Consider the following 18,635-nt stretch of genomic DNA (forward strand, 5'->3'; position numbering starts at 1 on the left):
GACCCCCCTCAGACCTTGGCCGGGACGGGCTCGGCGGCCTCGGTGACCTCGGCGGCGGGCTCGGACACGGTCTCGGCGGCGGCAGCGGCGGCCTCGGCGGCGGCGACCTCACGGTCGTGCTTGCGGAGCGAGATGACGGTGAGGGTGGAGATGACGACGACCAGGGCGGAGAGGGCGTAGAAGCCGTTCTTCACGTGGGTGGAGTCGACCAGGAGCGAGATCAGGACGACGGAGGCGGTGCCGGCGGCGAGGCCGAAGGCGTTGGTGGCGCCGAACACGAAGCCCGTCTTCTCCTCGGGGGCCGCGCTCATCAGGGCGGTACGGGCCGAGATGCGGGCCACGCAGAAGGCGATGGCGGCGAAGGGGATGACGGCCATCATGGCGTAGAGGTGGACGGACTCCATGGACAGCAGCACCGCGAAGGCGAGGTAGCCGATCAGGGCCGTCTTCAGCACGGTGGCCTTGGAACTGATCTTCTTGAAGGCCCAGGCGGCGAACAGGGCGCCGATGCCGAACAGGGCGTCGACGATGCCGAGGTAGCCGGCGTTGGACTTGAAGCCCTCGATGACCAGGACCAGCATGATGCTGTTGCCGACGATGATGACGATGTTGCCGATGATGTACAGCAGCGCCAGGCGGGCCAGCGGCGGACGGGACGCGGACAGGCGGGCGGCGGCGGCCGCCGCGGCCTTGGACGCGGCCTCGGTGACGGCCTGGCCGGCCGGACGACGGCCGATGAAGAACAGCAGGGCGGCGGAGAGCAGGAACGTGATCGCGTTGAAGTAGAAGAGCGACGTGGTGCCGACCCAGACGATCACCCAGCCGCCGAGGGCCGCCGAGGCGAGCGTGCCGGCCTGGATGGCGATCTCGGCGTTGCCGTTGAACTGGGCGAGCCGCGACTCCGGGATGCGCTCCTTGATCAGGGCGTTGCTGGCCGGGAAGAACAGGGCCGCGGAGATCGACAGGACGAAGCTGGCGACGTAGCTGACGGTCGAGGGGTTACCGCCGAGGGCCAGCCAGACCGGCAGGGCGATCGCGGCGACCGCGCTGGCCAGGTCCGAGATCATCGCCAGGGTGCGGCGGTCGAAGCGGTCGGCGAGCTTGCCGAAGAAGAGGGACAGCGCCACCTGCGGGATGGTGACGGCGATCATCAGCCAGCTGACCGCCAGCATGGTGTTGGCCTCGGTGAAGACCAGGTACGAGGCGGCGGTGAGCTGGATTCCGTTGCCCAGGTTGGTGATGAAGGTCGCGGGGATGAGCAGTCGTTCTGCCCGATTGGGACGGGGCGGGGCGATCGTGGACACAGTGCTCCTCGGAGGTCAGGCTCGGGTGACGGCCGGCTCGGCCAGGGGCGCGAAGGCCCCGACCGCGGTCGACAGGAGGGGGAGTCGCAGCGGGGCGACGGGGTCGGCCGCGAAGGCGCCGGCCGGCAGGCTCAGATCGGCGCCGGCCCGCTCGGCCCGGGCCGCGAGGTCGACGAGCAGCGGAGCGGCGCACGCGGTCAGCGTCCGGACGGCGAGGACCAGGTCACCGAGGTCGCTCGGGACGCCCGGCGCCACCCGGTCCGCCTGCTTCAGCAACCGGTCGAGGTGCACGACGATCAGGTCCGCGGCCCGGTGGAGGCTGAAGCTCTCCAACTCGTAGTGGGAGCGGAACCGCTCGACGACGATCCCCGCCTCCTGGGCCCCGGTCTCGGAGACCGGCAGCGGCGCGTCCGCCGGAACCGCGGCGAGCAGCTCCTCCAGCCGGCCCGCGAGGTGGTTCCACGGATCGACGAGCCGGGAGCTCGACAGGGTCTCGAGCGCCTCTCGGCTGAAGTTCGTCCGGGAGTGCTCCGGCGCGGTGAGCGCCAGGTAGAAGCGCACCAGGTCGCGGGGTACCTCGGCCACCAGATCGGCGGCCCAGACCACGTGGCCTTTGCTTGTGGAGAACTTCTGGTTCTCCAGTTCGTAGAACTCGTTCGACACGATGGCGTGCGGCTCGACGTACCGGTCGCCGTGCGCCATCAGCAGGGCCAGGTGCGTCATTCCCCAGAAGTAGACGTTGTCGAATCCGAGGAAGTACACGAGGTCGATGCCGTGCTCGGACAGCCAGTGCTCGTCGAAGCGGTCGGTGTGCTCACCGAGTTGCTCCGCCGCGTACCAGGTGCAGTACATCGAGGCGGCCATGCCCTCGGCCCAGGCGTTGAGGACCTGGCCCGGCGTCTCGGTGAAGGGCGCCGGGATGCCCCACGCGGTGGGATAGGTGATCGGGAAGTCCGGCAGCGGCCGGTCCAGCGCCTCCCGGACGAGCTGCGCGGTGTGCGGGCGCAGCACGTCCCGGTGCCGGACGTAGTAGTCGGCGAGCCGGTCGCGGTACTCCTCCATCGGCAGCACGAGGATCTGCGCCTCGCGGTGCGTGACCACGGCGTCCGCATCGACGGTGGAGCGCGGACGCAGCAGCTCGTCGAAGTTGTTGGGGTGGCCGCAGGACTCGCACAGTCCGCCGCGGCTCTCCACGAGGCACACCGGGCAGTCGCCGGCGACCAGGCCCTCCATCAGGTACTCGCCGGTGGCCTCGACGTACGGCAGCCGCACCGTCTTGAGTCGGAACGCCCCCTCGCTGTGGAGGTCGGTGACGAAGTCGATGACGGTCTGGCGGTAGCCCTTGTCGAAGGGGGCGAAGCCGTCGACGGAGACGCCGGCCGCCTCCAGGGTGGCGCGGATCTGCGTGGCGGAGCGCAGGGCCAGCTCCTCCGGGGTCAGACCGGCACGGGCGGCGCTGGCCACCACGTAGGTCTGACTGTCGTCGGTGCCGCTGGTGAAGATCACCGGCCGGTCCGACGCCCGCAGGTAGCGTGCGTACACGTCGCCCGCCAGGTACGGGCCCGCCAGGTGCCCGGTGTGCAGGTCCCCGTTGGGGGTCGGCGGCGGCGCGATGATGACCGTACGGCGTGTCATGCCTGGGCTCCTTCGTGGCGAGCTGCGAACCGCTGTGTCATGTCGAGGTCCCACCAGACGCTGTACATCTCGAAGTCCTCGTCGGACTCGTTGATCACCCGGTGGTCGGAGCCCGGGGTGAAGTGCACGATGTCCCCGGTCGTGAAGGGCCTGCGGACGCCCTGCGACTCCAGGACGGCGGTGCCGGCGACGGCGATGAAGATCTCGTACTCGTGGTGGGCGTGGGCCGTCGATGCGGTGCCGGGCCGGATCACGCACCAGGAGCCCTCGAAGGGGGCGTTGAGCTCGGGCCAGGGCAGCAGCCGCTGCGCGTCGAGGCCGTTCTCGTGCGTCAGTCCTTCACGGTCGAGTGGCTGGGTGAGCATGTGCTTCGGTCTCTCCTCGTCGGACGGGTACGGCTCGTGAGGGGTGCGCGGGTCTCAGACAGCGCCGGCGAAGGCGAGTTCCCGCGGGGCCGGAACCTCCGCGGAGCGGGCCCGGCGGTGCGCCAGGATGTCCTGGGTGATCTCGGCGGAGCGGCCCGCGAGCACGCTGAGCAGCGAGTCGGCGATGCCGTGGGTGGCCTCGTTGACGCCCTGCAGGTAGCAGGCGGCGGTCGCGGGACGGCCGAGGTCGAGCCGGTAGTTGCGGCTCACGTTGATCTCCTCGACACCGATCGACTCCGCGAGGGCCTTGACCGCCCACGGCATCTCGCGGACGAAGCCGGTGCCCAGGAGCACCAGGTCCGTGCGCATCTCCCGCTCGGCTCCCGACTTGCGGTCGACGAGGGTCAGGACGACCTCGTCGCCGTCCATGCGGGCGCCGGTCACGTCCGTCATGGGATGCATGCCCAGGCGCTCCTGGCCGGAGCGGCGGTCCTGGTAGAACTGCCGGTACAGGCCGTCCAGGGTGGCCGGGGAGAGACCGCCGTAGTTGGAGCGGTACATCTCGCCGAGGAGCTGCTGGCGGGCCTCGGGCGAGGAGCCGTAGAACTCGTCGATGAAGGACGTGTAGTAGAGCTCGTTGGTGAACTTGCTGCTCTCGTAGCCGTTCAGACCGATCGAGCGCATGATCATCGTCGGCTTGCACTCGGGCAGGTCCCGCAGCGCTGCGCCGAACAGCTCGGCCGCGCTCTGCGCGCCGCCGATCACCGCGACGCGGTGCGGCAGGTCGGCCCGCACCTCGGCGATGCGCTGCGTGTACTGGGTGCTGTGGATGACGCGCTCGGCCGGCAGACCGTCGAACACGGCGGGCACGTGGGCGTCGCGGCCCGCGCCGATCACGAGGTAGCGGCAACCGATGGTGTCGCCGTCGGCCAGGGTGACCAGCCAGCCGGCCAGCTCACCGTCGTCGCCCGTCACCGCCTCGACGCCGGCGCATTCGCGGCCGTATTCGACCTGCACCGTCTCGAGTTCGTTGGCGACCCACTGCAGATACTCGGATATCTCGCTGCGGTAAGGAACGAAACTCGCGAGGTTGACGAAGGCGTCGAGACGTTCCTGCGAGTGAAGGAAATTGACGAAGGAAAATCTGCTGGTCGGATTGCGCATGGTGACCAGGTCCTTGAGGAAAGACACCTGGCTGAGCGCGTCGGGCAGCAGCATGCCTCGCTGCCACACGATGTCCTGCTCGCGCTCGATCAGCAGGGTGTCACCGGCCAGCTCGGGTGCGAGCTCCTCGACGGCGACCGCCAGCGCCAGGTTCGCCGGGCCTGCACCGACTGCGAGCAGTTCGACATTGCGATGCGCCATGGAAGTACCTCCAGATGGAACAGGTGGACAGGTTCGTACGGTCAGGCAGGACGGTTCGCGTCCTTGCGTTGCCTCCCGGGTGATGACCACATTCCATGGCAGCGCCCGATTGCCCGGAAGCCGTCTCGGCCACGGACAATCAACTCGGCGGCGGCCCTCGCGGGCGGGTTGATTGGCCGGTACCACCGATTACTTCCGGTCAATGCGGAGCCCCATTTCCATGGGGTCACGTGATCAGTTGCGTCACACGTATCCGGCTGGCCGAACCATCCCTCGGGCAGCCGGGCTTCCATCGAAACCCCATGAGAAGGAGCCCTCGTGCCGCTCACCGAGCCCATCACCCCTGCCGGCGCCCTCTACCGTTCCGAGAGCCCCACCCGGGTCGCCACGCGCCGACGTCTGCTGATGTGCCGGCCCCGGCACTACGACGTCACCTACTCGATCAACCCGTGGATGAACCCGCAGCACGCCACGGACAACGCGCTCGCCGTCAGCCAGTGGGAGGGTCTGCGTGACCTGTACCTCGAACTCGGCCACGTGGTGGAGGAGATAGACCCCATCGAGGGCCTGCCCGACATGGTGTTCGCCGCCAACGGCGCCACCGTCGTCGACGGCAAGGTCTACGGGGCCCGCTTCCGGCACGCGGAGCGCACCGCCGAGGGACCGGCGTACCTGCGGTGGCTGGAGGGCCGCGGCTACACGGACTCCCTCTGGCCCGAGTTCGTCAACGAGGGCGAGGGCGACATCCTCACCGTCGGCCGCCGCCTCCTGGCCGGTACCGGCTTCCGCACCGACCCGCGTTCCCACGCGGAGGCGCAGGAGTTCTTCGGCCTCCCGGTCACCTCGCTGACCTTGGTGAACCCGGAGTACTACCACCTGGACACCGCGCTCTCCGTGCTGTCCGAGGACGAGGTCATGTACTACCCGGCCGCCTTCTCCCAGGGCAGCCAGGCCGTACTGCGCGCGATGTTCCCCACCGCGATCCTGGCCACCGCCGAGGACGCGGCCGTCTTCGGCCTCAACGCCTTCTCCGACGGGCGCCACGTACTCCTGCCGGCCGCGGCCACCGGCCTGCACGCCAAGCTGCGGGCGCGCGGCTTCGAGCCGATCGGGGTCGAGCTCTCCGAGCTGCTCAAGGCCGGCGGCAGCGTCAAGTGCTGCACGCTGGAACTGCGCGACCGCTGACCGCGCAACCCTTTCGGCGGCGACGGTGTTTCTACCGTCGCCGCACGGCCCTGGCGGTGGGCCGGGTCGTGACGAATGAAGATCATGACGAACGAAGGAGTCCCGCCATGCCGACCCCCGGTCCGCTCAGCGCCGCCACCGCCACGGTGGCGATCCATCCCACGGCCTTGGGGCCGCTCGTGCTGGCGGCGACGGACGACGCGCTCGTGCTGTGCTGCTACGGCACCACCGAAGCGGCCGAGGAGCGCCTGGGCCGGGGCGGCCTGCGCCCGGCCGGACCGGGGGAGGCGGACGCACCGGGACGCAAGGTCCTGGACGAGGCCCGGGAGCAGATCGACGCCTATCTGGCCGGGACGCGCCGGGACTTCACCGTCGCGACGGACCTGCGGCTCGCCACCCCGTTCAGCCGGCGCACGAACCTGATGCTGGCCGAGTTCGTCCCGTACGGGAGCACCGCGACCTACGCGGACCTCGCCCGGGCGCTGGAGCGGCCCGGCGCCGCGCGTGCCGTCGGCACGGCGCTGGGAGCGAATCCGCTGTGCGTGGTGCTGCCCTGCCACCGGATCATCGGCTCCACGGGCAGTCTCAGCGGCTACGCGGGAGGGCTGGAGGCCAAGCGCCATCTGCTCGCCCTCGAAGCCACGGCCTCGCCGGCCGCCTGAATCCGCCCTCCCCGCCGCAGAAAGCAGAGCATGTGAGCGCGTACGAGCCGTCCCAGCTCCCGGGCCTCGAAGTACCCGGCCCGGTCTTCGCCCCACCCGCGCCCGGAAGCCTCGACTGGACGCGGCTGGCCGCGGAACTGAACACCGAGGGGGTGGCGGTGACCCCGCCGCTGCTGTCGCCCGAGCAGTGTGCGGAGCTGCGGGAACTCTTCGACCACCCCACGGCCTTCCGCAGCACCGTGACCATGGCGCGGCACCGCTTCGGCGAGGGCCTCTACCGCTACTTCGCCTACCCGCTGCCCCCACTCGTCCAGGACCTGAGGGAACGGCTGTACCCGCCGCTGGCCCTGATCGCCAACGAATGGGCCCGGCGGCTGGGGCAGCCGGCCTTCGCCCCCGACCACGAGGGACTGCTCGGGGCGTGCGCTGCCGCCGGGCAGCACCGCCCGACCCCGCTCCTGCTCCGGTACGGGCGCGGCGGCTACAACTGCCTGCACCAGGACGTCTACGGGGACCTGACCTTCCCGCTCCAGGTGGCGATCATGCTCGACCGCCCGGACGAGGACTTCACCGGCGGGGAGAGCGTGTTCGTCGAACAGCGTCCGCGCGCCCAGTCCCGCCCGCTCGTCAGACGGCCGACCCAGGGCCAGGGCCTGATCTTCACCGTCGACCACCGCCCGGTGCGCTCGGTGCGCGGCTGGAGCCGGGTGACGCTGCGGCACGGCGTGAGCGCCGTCCTCAGCGGGGAGCGCCACGTACTGGGCGTCATCTTCCACGACGCGCGCTAGGGGGTGTCTTGCCGATCGGAGCGGGGTGATCGGCGCGAGGTTTTCCCGGTCGATCCCTATACCGGGAGGCGGCGGAATCAACCGGTCCGAGGACCCGGTTTCTGCCGCCTCGTTCCAGCGGACCGCCGCGGTGCGCGGTTCTCGCGGGTCAGCGTCCCGTACGGCGGGCCCGCGCCCGGCAGAACCGCCGCTCGCGCTGAAGTTCCGCTGGAGTTCCGCACCATCGCGCTTCCGTACGGTCGCCTTGCGACGGAGCGCCGATCTTGACGAGCCGTCGTGCACCTCGGCTGATCGGGCGGTCCAACGTGAGGAGCGGTGGCGAACATGCAGCACGTCCAGGGCGCACAGGTCGCGACATCAGGGCACGATCCCGGACCCGACGGTCCGAGCCTGTCGCTCAACAGCTCTCAACACCGGCTCATCACCGCGTCCCTGCAATCGCTGGCGCAGGAGATGAACGACATCGCCGAGCAGGCGTCCGCGCTGCTCACGACACCCGCGGGCCGTCCGTCCACCGACTCCGAGGCCTTCACCCGGATCGCCCGAAGAACCGTGCCCCGCTGGCACTTCGCGATGCTGAACGACACCGAGCGCAACGACGCCCTGGCCGGCGCCCTGGCTCGCGGCATCCCGTCCGGGGCGACCGTGCTGGACATCGGCTCGGGGAGCGGGCTGCTCGCCATGGCGGCGGCCCGGGCCGGCGCGGCCCGCGTGATCACCTGCGAGATGAATCCGCTGCTCGCGGAGGTGGCCCGGCAGGTCATCGACGCCCACGGCTACGGCGACGTCATCACGGTGATCGGCAAGCCGTCGACCTCGCTGGAGATCGGCCGTGACCTCGACGGCCCGGTGGACGTGCTCGTCTCGGAGATCGTCGACTGCGGGCTCATCGGAGAGGGCCTGCTGCCGTCGATCCGGCACGCGCGCCGGCACCTGCTGAAGCCCCACGGGATCATGTTCCCCTCCGCGGCCCGCATCCTCGGCCGTCTGGTCAGCAGCGAGGACATCCTGCGGCTCAACCAGGTCACGACGGCGAGCGGCTTCGACGTCTCGCTCATGAACACGCTGTCCACCCGCGGCCACCTCCCGGTGCGCCTGGGCACCTGGCCCCACCGGTTCCTTTCCGAGACGGCCACGGTCGTGGACTTCGACCTGGCCGAGGACCCCCTGGAGCCGGGCGAGCGCCAGATCGACCTCACCGCGAGCGCCGACGGCGAGGCGCACGCCCTGGTCGTCTGGTTCGAGCTGGACATGGCGGCCGGCACCACACTGACCAACTCCCCGGAGAACACCCGCTCGCACTGGATGCAGGGCTGGGTCCCGCTGGAGAAGTCCGTCCCGGTGAAGGCGGGCGAGAGCGTCCCGCTCCGGCTCCGGTGGAGCGACTTCTCCCTCAGCGTGCACGTCTGACCCACACCGCCGGCGGGCCCACCCCGTACCGCCGGCCGTACCTCCTGCGCATCCGGACCAAGGAGAACGCAATGAGTCACGTACCGCAGCACGTCCCGTTCGAGCTCAGCGGCACCGCACTGCGCGACGCGATCGTGCAGTACGCCACGAACCCGATCTTCCTCGACAACCTGGACTGGCAGAACGACGACAACCCCTACCGTCGCCAGCTGCGCCCGCAGGTCCTGCCGCACCTCGACTTCGACAAGGTGCCGGGCCGGGAGAACATCCTCGACTACACGAGCCTGGCCGTGCAGCGCCTGCTCACCTCCGTCTACGAGGCCGACCTGGTGTTCTTCCCCAAGTCCGGCCTGGAGGGCAAGGAAGAGGACTTCCGCGCGTTCTACAGCCCCGCCAACCGGGCGCTCGGGGAGAGAATACGGCCGGCGCTGGAGCGGTACGCCTTCGGTTTCCTCGACGACGAGGTCGAGACGTCCGGGAAGTGGACGAAGGCGAGCCTGGACAGTTACCTCGACTCGCTCGACATGGGCGGCGGCGAAGAGCTGTCAGCGATCGAGGCGGCCGTCACGGGCTCCACCGACCCCGAGCGCGCCGCCCGCATGTGGCTGGTGCAGTTCGCCCCCGACTTCCTCTCCGAGGCGTCGCCGATGATGCGCAACGTCCTCGGCTACTACGGGCCGGTCCAGTCCGAGTGGTTCAAGGTCGTCATCGACGAGTACGGCTACGGCGTGCACGACACCAAGCACAGCACCCTGTTCGAGCGGACCCTGGAGTCCGTCGGCCTGAAGTCCGACCTGCACCGGTACTGGCAGTACTACCTCAACAGCAGCCTCCTGCTGAACAACTACTTCCACTACCTGGGCAAGAACCACGAGCTGTTCTTCCGCTACGTCGGCGCCCTGTTCTACACCGAGAGCTCGCTGGTCGACTTCTGCCGGCGGGCCGACCGCCTGCTGCACGGTGTCTTCGGCGACTCCGTCGACACCACGTACTTCACCGAGCACGTGCACATCGACCAGCACCACGGCCGGATGGCGCGCGAGAAGATCATCGCGCCGCTCATCGAGGCCCACGGCGAGGGGATCATCCCCGAGATCGTCCGCGGCATCGAGGAGTACCGGGTGCTGCTGGAGGTCGCCGACAAGGACTTCGTCGCGCAGATCTCCTGGATGGACGACCAGCCGGAGCTCAAGAAGCTGCACGGTCCCGTCTACGAGGCCATCAAGGAGGGCCGGGTCCAGGCGCCGGTGGCGCACCTGGTCGAGCCCTTCAACGAGCTCTCCAACACGCACTGCCACGAGGGCGACGAGCTCTGCCACATCGTCTCCGGAACCATGCGCTTCGAGAGCGGGCTCGGCTCCTCCCTGACGCTGGAGGCGGGAGAGGGGGTCGTCATCCGGCGCAACCGGCTGCACGGCGCCGACATTCTGTCCGAGGAGTGTGTCTACGAGATCCACTCGGTGGGGGATTACCGCAAATGCCTGTAGTGAGCTTCCCTGTCGCGGGGCGGGAGAACTGCGTGGTCGTCTCCGGGACGGCCTACGTGTACGCCACGGTCGACGGCCGCGGCTTCGTGATGAACGCCCAGTGCCCCCACCGCGGCGGCCCGCTCCACCTGGCCGGTGTGACACCGGACGCCGGCCGGCTGATCTGTCCCTGGCACGACCGCAAGACGTCCGCGGCGCGGCTGCGCAACGAGATCCCGGCCGTGCGGACCGGGAACCGGGTCACGGCGGTCTTCCCCGACCGTCCCGCCCGCGCCGCGACGGCCCCGGCCGACGTATGCGGCCGCACCAGCCGTGAGTACCGGCCATTGTCGGCCGAACTCGCCCGCCCGGGTGCGGCGGTCTGATCCCATCCCGTTGCACCCGGCGTCGGACATCCGGCGCCGGGTGCAACGGCCTGCACCGACCCGGTGTTCTACAGGTGGCGGCGCACCGGCCGAAGGCATCACGACGAACGAGGAGTGTGGACCATGGCGTGGGACGGCGAGAAGCCGCTTCTGCTGCTGATCGGAAGCAGCGGTCAGCGCAGCAGGGAGTTCATTCTGCGGACGGTGAGCACGCGTTACGCGTTATGGCTCCTCCAGCCGGCACCGGTGAGCTGGGAAGAGCCGTACGTCGTGGGCTCCTCCATCGTCGACAACACCGACGCGGACGCCCTGACGGCGGCCGCCCGGCAGGTGGCCGCCGCGCACGAGGTGGCCGGTGTGTTCTGCTACGACGAGGGCCTCGTCACCCCCGCCGCGCACGTGGCCCGGGCGCTCGGGCTGCCGGGCAACTCCCCCGAGTCCGTCATCGCCTGCCGGGACAAGGCCGCCACGCGGGCCGCGCTGGAGACGGCCCGGGTGCCCCAGCCGGCCTCGATCGGGGTCCGGTCCCTGGCCGAGGCCCGGGCGGCGGCGGAGAAGATCGGCTTCCCCGTCGTGCTGAAGCCGCGCGGGCTGGCCGGCGGGATGGGCGTGCGCAAGGCCGACGGCCCCGAGGACGTGGAGAGCGCCTACCGGGCGGCGTCCGGCGCCTCCTACCCCGGTGTTCCCGTCTTCGACGTGTCGGTGCTCGTCGAGGAGTTCGCCGACGGCCCGGAGATCAGCGTCGACACGGTCTTCTTCGACGGGGAGTGCGTGCCGCTCGTCGTCGCCCGCAAGCAGGTCGGCCTGGCGCCCTTCTTCGAGGAGACGGGTCACGAGGTCGACGGCGCCGACCCGCTGCTGACCGATCCCGAGCTGTTGGAGGCGCTGCGGGCCGCGCACGCCGCCCTGGACTTCCACACCGGCGTCAGCCACACCGAGTTCCGCATCACCGCCGGCGGACTGCGTCTGATGGAGGTCAACGCCCGCCTCGGCGGCGACATGATCCCCTACCTCGGGGAGCTGGCCACCGGCGTCGACGTCGCGATGGCGGCGGCGGACACCGCGGCGGGGGTCCGCCCGAACACCGAGGTACGCCACCGCAAGGCCGCGGCCATAGCCTTCCTGTACCCGGACGAGGACATCGAGATCGATGCCGTGACCGTCCACGAGGACCGCTTCCCGGCCGATGTCCACAGCGCCGACGCGATGGCGGGTCCCGGCTCGGTGCTGCGTCTGCCGCCGCGCGGCTACATCTCCCGCTACGCCCGCGTGATCGCCCTCGCCGACTCGGTCGAGCGGGCCCGCGCCGCCCTGCTGACCGCCCCCGAGATCGTGGAGCTCGACTCCCGCCCGGCGGAGGTACCCGCTCCGTGACGAACACCGGACACGACTCCCCGGAGGGCCGCAAGGCCGCCCGGCCGTCCGTCGTACAGACCCTGCGCGGGATCCCGGGACCGATCTGGCTGGTCCTGGTCGGCATGCTGATCAACCGGCTGGGCAATTTCCTCCAGATCTATTTGGTGCTCTACCTCACCGACAAGGGCTTCAGCACGTCCGCGGCCGCCTTCGCCCTCGGTGCGTACGGCGTGGGCTCGGTCGTCGGCGTCCTGGCGGGCGGCTCGATCTCGGACCGGGTCGGCTACGCGTGGACCATCGTCGGCTCCATGGCCCTCGCCGGCCTGCTCACCCTCAGCCTGGTCTTCCTCGACAGCCTGCCCGTGGTGATCACGGTGGCCGCGGTGATCGGCATCGCCGCCCAGGCCTACCGGCCCGCCTCCTCGGCGCTACTGGTGGAGGCCACCCCCGAGGAACACCACGTCATGGTGTTCGCGGTCTACCGCATGGCGTTCAACCTCGGCACCACCGCGGGCCCGCTCCTCGGCGCCCTGCTCATCAGCTACTCGTACGACCTGATGTTCTACATCGACGCGGTGACGTCGGTGGGCTTCGCCCTCTTCGCCCTGGTCCTGGTCCGCACCGGGACGACCACCGGTCCCGGCGCCCGGGATCCGCAGGCCGACGGCGCCTCGTACCTGGCCGTACTCCGCGACCGCCGCTACCTGCTGTTCCTGCTGGCGCTGTTCCTCAACGCCGTCGTCTACATCCAGCACACCTCCGCGCTGCCGCTCCAGCTCAAGGCCGACGGCCACGGACCGACCTTCTACTCCGCGCTGCTCTCGCTGAACGCGGCCATGGTCATCTGCCTGGAGCTGCTGTTCACCAAATACGTGCAGCACCTCCCCGGACGGTTCGCCGTCGCGCTGGGCGTCGGCCTGGTCGGCGTCGGCATGAACCTCTACGTGGCCGGTCCCGGCATGGCCATGTTCGTGATCGCGACCGTGGTCTGGACGGTCGGCGAGATGATCGGCACCCCGACGGCCTCCGCCTGGCCCGGCAAGGTCGCCCCCGCGCACCTGCGGGGCCGCTACATCGCCGCCTCCTCCTTCCCGATGCAGATCGGCTACGCGGTCGGCCCGGTGATCGGCATCGCGGCGTGGCAGGCCTCGGCCGCCTCCGTGTGGTGGCTGTGCGGAGCACTGACCGCCGTCGCCGTCGTCGTCACCCTGATCGGCATGGCCGAGCCCCCCGCCGACAAGCGGCGGCCGGCCGCGGACACCGAACCGTCGGCCGCGCCGGCGCCCGCCGAAACACCCTGAGCCCCCTGACCCGTGCCGCGGTTCTCCGGCACGCCGTGATCCGGAAGTGAGCGAAGCTGCCCATGGCCTACGCAGACGGCATCGAGAATTTCGTGAAGACGGTCGACGGCGCCCTGCCGCCGGACTTCTACACCTACCCCGTCGAACGACAGCGCGCCCTGTACGACGGGCTGACCGAGGTCCTCCCGATCCCCGTGCCCGAGGGCGTGACCCACCGGGACGCGAGCGTCACCCACGGCGGACGCACCGCCCGGATCCGCATCTACGAGCCGGCCCGGCGCACGGGCGACGCCGTGCTGTTCTACATACGCGGCGGCGGTTTCGTCATCGGCTCCCTCCACAGCCACCACAGCCTGGTCGCCGAACTCGCCGACCGCACCGGCCTGGTGGCCGTCGCCCTCGACTTCGGCATGGCCCCGGAGAACCCGCATCCCGGCCCGCTGGAGGACTGTTACGCCGGACTGTGCGGCACGCTGGCCGACCTGCCCGCCCTCGGGCTCGACTTCATCGACCCCGAGGGCGCGGTGCTCTGCGGGGAGAGCTCCGGGGCCAACATGGCCGTCGTCCTCTCGATGATCGCCCGCGACCGGGGCGGCCCCCGGCTGCGCGGCCAGGCGGTCATCAGCCCGGTGCTCGACTTCACCCGGTGGCGGCACGGCGGCGAGGACGCGCCCCTGCTCTCCGGCGGGGAGATGGAGTTCTACACCGCGTGCTACTGCCCCGAGCCCGGACAGGCGGAGCTCCCGTACGTCTCGCCGTTGCTCACCGGCACCTTCCACGACCTGCCGCCCGCGTACGTGGTGGGCTGCGAGATGGACTCGCTGCGCGTGGACGCCGAGAAGTACACCGCCCGACTGCGGCAGAACGGCACGCCGGTGACGTACGTGATGGAGGAGGGGATGGTGCACGCCCCGGTGCGCGCCCGCCGGATCAGCGAGCCGGCCGGGCGGTTCTTCGCGCGCTACTGCGACGCCGTGGCCGCCCTGGCGGCCGGAGAGGCGGCCGGCCGTGACGAGCGCTGAACGGATCCCGGACGCACCGCAGGGCCCCTGTGTGATCGTCGACCCGTACTCCTCGGGGGCCCTGTTCGCCCGGACGCTGGCCGACCACGGCGTCCCGGCGGTGGCGGTGGTCACCGGCCCCCGCCCCCCGGAGGCCTACGCCGGCTCCTACCGGCCGCAGGACTTCCCCGAGGTCATCGTCTACGAGGGCGACCTGGAGGCCGTCGTCGCGCGGCTGCGGGCGCTGGACCCGCGCTGCGTCGTGGCGGGCTGCGAGTCCGGGGTGGAACTGGCCGAACGGCTCGCCCCGCTCGTGACGCCCGAGCGGTGCAACGTACCCGAACTCGCCGATGCCCGCAGGGACAAGGCCGCCATGGCGGCCGCCGTCGCCGCGGCCGGCCTGCCGGTCATCCCGCAGCTCTGCACCGATGACGCCGACGAGGTGGCGGCCTGGCTGGAGCGCGAGGGCCTGGCCGGGGCGGACCTGGTCGTCAAGCCGCCCAAGAGCGCCAGCACCGACGGTGTGATCAAGCTGGTCGGCGGCGCGGACTGGCGGGCGGTGTTCGCGCGCCAGCTCGGCCGGGTCAACCAGTTCGGCGAGGTCGACGACCGGCTCCTGGTCCAGAAGTTCGTCACCGGGACCGAGTACGTGATCGACACCTTCAGCCACGACGGCAAGCACGCCGTGGTCGACGTGTGCGCCTACCGCAAGGTCGACAACGGTCCGCACATGGCCGTCTACGACACCATGCGATGGCTTCCCCCGGACGATCCGGCCCTGCCCGGCCTCACGGAGTACGTCTTCGGCGTCCTGGACGCGGTGGGTCTGCGCTTCGGCTCGGCCCACGTCGAGGTGATGGGGACGGCGGACGGACCGCTGCTCATCGAGCTCGGGGCCCGGCCGCACGGCGGCGGCCAGCCGCGCTTCAACCGCAACGCCACCGGCGACAGCCAGATCGACCGGACCGTGCGCTGGCTGACCGGGGGCGAACTCCCGCAGGGCTACGAGCTGCTCGTCCACCAGATGTGCGTCTTCCACATCGCGCCCCGCTCCGGAACCGTCAGCGGCACGGCCGCCCTGGACGGGGTCCGCGACCTCCCCAGCCACCACTTCTCGATCCAGAACCTGACCGACGGCGACCACGTCCCCGCCACCAAGGACCTGGTCGACAGCCTCAACTTCGGGTTCGTGATCCTCGCCCACCCCGACGCCGAACAGATCCAGCGGGACTACGAGGCCGTCCGGGCCGCGGAACGCCTGCTTTCCATCGAGGAGCAGCGATCAACACCGCCGCCTTCCTGATCAGTTCCCTGGTGGTGATCATGACGCCCGGACCCGACCTCGTCATGATCACCAACCTGGTGCTGAACGGCTCCCTCCGCGTGGCCACCGCCGCCGCACTCGGCATGATCACCGCGGGGGCCGTCCAGGCCGGACTCGGCGCGGCCGGGCTGGCCGCCCTCCTCGCGGCCAGCCCGGGGCTCTTCGCGGCCTTCCGCTGGGCCGGCGCGGTCGTGCTGCTCGGCTGGGCCGTGCTCGCCGTGCGGCGGGCCACCGCCCGGGTCGGCGCCCAGCCCCCGGCGCCGACCCCGGAAACCACGGCCGTCCCCGCGCCCGCCACGGGTGAACCGTCGGTGCGCCAGGCCTTCGGGCAGGGCCTGCTGTGCACCGGGTCCAACCCCAAGGTGGGCATCTTCCTGATGGCCTTCCTGCCCCAGTTCGTGCCTGTGGGCATGGCCCCCGAGATCGGGGTCCCGCTGCTGGCCGCCTGCTATCTGGCCCTGGGCCTGCTCTGGCTCCTCGCCTGGATGCGGCTGGTCCACCGGCTCGCACCGCACCTGCGGTCCCCGCGGGTGCTGCGGATCGCCGACAGCCTCACCGCCGCCGTGTTCGGGCTCTTCGCGGTCCGGCTGGCACTGGGCGGGTGATGTGGCCTCCCGCCTGCGCCCCCGCTGCGGTCACACCGACCGCAGCGGGCACTGCGCGTCCTCCCGCAGCGCCAGTCTGCGCGCATAGCGCAGCAGCGGAGCGGGGAGGGAGAACCGGTTGGGCGCGCACTCCCGCAGCAGGCTCACGCCGACCAGGCGGCGCAGCGCCCGCGTCGCCTCCAGCGGGGTGGTTCCCGCCAGGTCTGCCATGGCGTAGCCGCTGACGAGCCGTCCCTCGGTCCGCGCGAACAGCCGGAACCAGCGGCGCAGGGGCTCCGGCAGGGACACGTAGGAGAGTTCGAACGCCGCGTGGACCGCGGTGAACAGGTCGTCGTTCTCGACCGGCAGCTCCCGGAACGCCCCGGCCTCCTGCAACTCCACGCAGAGCTGGGCGATACCGACCCGGGGGTGCTCCTCCAGCCGTGCCGCGAGCAGCCGGATCGCCAGCGGCAGACCTCCGCACCGCCGGTTCAGCGCCCTCGCGGCCAGCGGCTCGGCGTCCACCCGCCCGCTGCGCAGCAGCCGGGCCAGGAGCGTGATCGCCTCGTCCTCACCGAGCACGTCGAGGTCGAGCCGCGGGACGCCGTCCCGGGCCACCAGTCCCGGCAGGGTGTCGCGGCTGGTGACGAGGACCGCGCAGCCGGCCGCGCCCGGAACGAGCGGACGGATCTGGCTCTCCTGGCGCGCGTTGTCCAGCACGATCAGCATCCGCCGGTCCGACAACAGGGTGCGGTACAGGTTCGCGGCCTCGTCGAGGGACCGGGGGAGCTCCCCGTCGGGGACGCCCAGGGCGCGCAGGAACGAGGCGAGCACCTCCTGCGGGTGCAGCGCCCGCCGGTCGGCGTACCCGTGCAGGTCGACGTACAACTGCCCGTCGGGGAACCGGTCGCGCACCCGGTGTGCCCAGCGCACGGCCAGCGCCGTCTTGCCCACGCCGGGAAAGCCCGTGACCAGCACGGCCGGGACCTGCCCGACCTGCTCGCCGGTGGGCAGGAGCAGCCGGTCCAGCCGCTTCAGTTCGGCGGTGCGGCCGACGAAGCCCGTGCTCGCCGCCGGTGTCTGGGACGGCCGGGGCCTGGCCGGGGGCGCGGCCGGCCGGGGCGCGGGCGCGGGCGCCGCGTCGAACGCGGCCCACGTGGCCGCCGGTCCCGTCCGCGGCCAGGGCAGCTCCTGGTGCAGGATCCGCAGGTGGGCGCGGCGCAGTTCGTCGCCCGGTTGGACGCCCAGCTCACGGTCGAGCCGGCGGGCCACCTCGGAGTAGATCCGCAAGGCCTCCCGCTGCTCCCCGCAGCTCGCCAGCACCAGCATCAGCCGTGCCTGGAGGCCCTCGTGCAGCGGTTCCTCCTCCGTGGCGCCGCGCAGGGCTCCCAGGACCCGCTCGGGCCGCCGCACCTGCAGGGAGAGGTCGGTGTAGAGCAGCAGGCTCTCCACCCGCTGTCGGGCGGCCGCCATGGCCGCGGGATGGTGCGGCAGCAGCGGTTCGCCGGCCAGGAGCGGGCCGCGCCAGCAGCCGTAGGCGCGTTCGGCCAGCTCGTGGGCCGCTTCCGCGTCACCGGCCCCGTGTGCCTGCCGGGCCCGTGCCCACAGGTCCTGGAACTGGGTCAGGTCGATCTGGTCGCGCTCCAGTTCCAGCACGTAGCCCGTGTGGGTGCGGGCCAGGAACGAAGGGGCCGGTGCCTGCGCCCCGTCACCGGGGAGCAGCAGCACCCGGCGCGCCTGGCTGACGTAGGTGTGCACCAGGTTCTGGTACGACCGCGGCGGGTCCTTCGGCCACAGCGCGTGGGTGATCTCCCCCAGGCCGGCCGCTTCGGGGTACCGCACGGCGAGCAGGGCCAGCAGGCGTCGCACCTTGGCCGCGTGGACGTGGGTCTCGACGCCGCGGTACCGAACGGACAGCGGACCGAGGACGCCGATGTGGAGCCGCTCGTTCCCCGGTCGTACGGCCTCACGCGCGGGCGGCGCCAGCTGCCGTGCGGTGTCGGCGTCGAGGCCCAGCACCCGGGCCAGGAGCCGTACGGTCCGCGTCTGGGGCCGGTGGACCCGGCCGTGCTCGATGTCCCGCAGGACCCGCACGCTCACCCCGGCGCGTTCCGCCAGCTCGCGCTGCGTCAGTCCCTCGCGTCCCCGGAACGAGAGAAGCCGTTCACCGAAGGACCAACTGCCGCCGCTTAAGTCTTCGTCCGCGGGCGCCGTGCCGCGGACGCGGTTCCCCATCATGCCGGGAATACGAGTACGGACGAAAGCGAGGCGGGAAGGCAACGCCTTGTGAATCGTTTTTCCATTGTTGTGCGCAGAACGGTCGCCACCACGCCTCCCCCGAGACCTCACCGGATCTTGAGCAACCCGGACCGTGAGCGACCCGGCTGTGCGCCCACAACTCGTTCGCAACTCTAGCTTCGCGGTGCGACCACTGGTCAAGGGGCTCGCCCCCTTTTGTTCCGAACCGGTCACATCGCACCCCTTGTACCTCCGGCTTTGGGAT

At 71.2% G+C, this 18,635-nt stretch carries 16 protein-coding genes; 11 read left to right on the top strand and 5 right to left on the bottom strand.

Annotation, left to right across the window (positions count from 1 at the left end):
* Nucleotides 1-8: 8 nt before the first annotated feature.
* From AB8A24_RS01315 to AB8A24_RS01330, 4 genes are read right to left on the bottom strand one after another with little or no spacing between them, the layout of a single operon-like run.
* Nucleotides 9-1,304 carry an MFS transporter gene (locus AB8A24_RS01315; RefSeq protein WP_328962517.1) on the bottom strand — a complete coding sequence of 432 codons (1,296 nt, stop codon included), beginning with the start codon at nt 1,302-1,304 and terminating at the stop codon, nt 9-11.
* Between the two features lie 15 nt (nt 1,305-1,319).
* On the bottom strand, nt 1,320-2,939 hold the full coding sequence (locus AB8A24_RS01320; RefSeq protein WP_328962518.1) for a class I tRNA ligase family protein: 1,620 nt from the start codon (nt 2,937-2,939) through the stop codon (nt 1,320-1,322).
* Nucleotides 2,936-3,304, bottom strand: coding sequence for a cupin domain-containing protein (locus AB8A24_RS01325; protein ID WP_328962519.1), 369 nt, complete (start codon nt 3,302-3,304; stop codon nt 2,936-2,938). Before AB8A24_RS01325 ends, AB8A24_RS01320 begins: the two co-directional genes overlap by 4 nt.
* A gap of 54 nt (nt 3,305-3,358) precedes the next feature.
* The gene (locus AB8A24_RS01330; protein WP_328962520.1) at nt 3,359-4,669 is read right to left on the bottom strand and encodes a SidA/IucD/PvdA family monooxygenase; all 1,311 of its coding nucleotides are present in this window, start codon (nt 4,667-4,669) and stop codon (nt 3,359-3,361) included.
* Between the two features lie 318 nt (nt 4,670-4,987).
* Between AB8A24_RS01330 and ddaH the strand changes: the two genes are divergently transcribed.
* The 11 genes from ddaH to AB8A24_RS01385 all read left to right on the top strand — a co-directional run bounded on the left by ddaH (nt 4,988) and on the right by AB8A24_RS01385 (nt 16,153).
* On the top strand, nt 4,988-5,854 hold the full coding sequence (gene ddaH, locus AB8A24_RS01335) for a dimethylargininase (RefSeq protein ID WP_030714021.1): 867 nt from the start codon (nt 4,988-4,990) through the stop codon (nt 5,852-5,854).
* A 107-nt stretch (nt 5,855-5,961) separates the two neighbouring features.
* Nucleotides 5,962-6,516 (top strand): methylated-DNA--[protein]-cysteine S-methyltransferase, encoded by a 555-nt coding sequence (locus AB8A24_RS01340; protein ID WP_328962521.1) that lies wholly within the window; start codon nt 5,962-5,964, stop codon nt 6,514-6,516.
* A 32-nt stretch (nt 6,517-6,548) separates the two neighbouring features.
* On the top strand, nt 6,549-7,304 hold the full coding sequence (locus AB8A24_RS01345) for a 2OG-Fe(II) oxygenase (RefSeq protein WP_328962522.1): 756 nt from the start codon (nt 6,549-6,551) through the stop codon (nt 7,302-7,304).
* A 324-nt stretch (nt 7,305-7,628) separates the two neighbouring features.
* Nucleotides 7,629-8,714 carry a 50S ribosomal protein L11 methyltransferase gene (locus AB8A24_RS01350; RefSeq protein WP_328962523.1) on the top strand — a complete coding sequence of 362 codons (1,086 nt, stop codon included), beginning with the start codon at nt 7,629-7,631 and terminating at the stop codon, nt 8,712-8,714.
* Between the two features lie 71 nt (nt 8,715-8,785).
* Nucleotides 8,786-10,201 (top strand): iron-containing redox enzyme family protein, encoded by a 1,416-nt coding sequence (locus AB8A24_RS01355; RefSeq protein WP_328962524.1) that lies wholly within the window; start codon nt 8,786-8,788, stop codon nt 10,199-10,201.
* Nucleotides 10,201-10,566, top strand: a complete 366-nt coding sequence (locus AB8A24_RS01360; RefSeq protein ID WP_033214911.1) for a Rieske 2Fe-2S domain-containing protein — start codon at nt 10,201-10,203, stop codon at nt 10,564-10,566. Before AB8A24_RS01355 ends, AB8A24_RS01360 begins: the two co-directional genes overlap by 1 nt.
* A 123-nt stretch (nt 10,567-10,689) precedes the next feature.
* Nucleotides 10,690-11,940, top strand: a complete 1,251-nt coding sequence (locus tag AB8A24_RS01365) for an acetyl-CoA carboxylase biotin carboxylase subunit family protein (protein ID WP_369474324.1) — start codon at nt 10,690-10,692, stop codon at nt 11,938-11,940.
* Nucleotides 11,937-13,223 (top strand): MFS transporter, encoded by a 1,287-nt coding sequence (locus tag AB8A24_RS01370; protein ID WP_328962526.1) that lies wholly within the window; start codon nt 11,937-11,939, stop codon nt 13,221-13,223. Before AB8A24_RS01365 ends, AB8A24_RS01370 begins: the two co-directional genes overlap by 4 nt.
* Before the next feature lie 62 nt (nt 13,224-13,285).
* Complete coding sequence (locus AB8A24_RS01375) at nt 13,286-14,245, top strand: alpha/beta hydrolase (protein WP_369474326.1); 960 nt, start codon at nt 13,286-13,288, stop codon at nt 14,243-14,245.
* Nucleotides 14,232-15,527 carry an ATP-grasp domain-containing protein gene (locus tag AB8A24_RS01380; protein ID WP_328962528.1) on the top strand — a complete coding sequence of 432 codons (1,296 nt, stop codon included), beginning with the start codon at nt 14,232-14,234 and terminating at the stop codon, nt 15,525-15,527. Before AB8A24_RS01375 ends, AB8A24_RS01380 begins: the two co-directional genes overlap by 14 nt.
* A gap of 20 nt (nt 15,528-15,547) precedes the next feature.
* Entirely contained in the window at nt 15,548-16,153 is a 606-nt protein-coding gene (locus AB8A24_RS01385) for a LysE family translocator (RefSeq protein WP_369474327.1), read from the top strand.
* Nucleotides 16,154-16,183: 30 nt separating this feature from the next.
* Here AB8A24_RS01385 and AB8A24_RS01390 read toward each other — a convergent pair whose 3' ends face one another.
* Nucleotides 16,184-18,370 (bottom strand): BTAD domain-containing putative transcriptional regulator, encoded by a 2,187-nt coding sequence (locus AB8A24_RS01390; RefSeq protein ID WP_369474329.1) that lies wholly within the window; start codon nt 18,368-18,370, stop codon nt 16,184-16,186.
* Nucleotides 18,371-18,635: the final 265 nt, after the last annotated feature.

The organism is Streptomyces sp. BF23-19, assembly GCF_041106355.1.
GTDB classification, from domain to species: domain Bacteria; phylum Actinomycetota; class Actinomycetes; order Streptomycetales; family Streptomycetaceae; genus Streptomyces; species Streptomyces virginiae_A.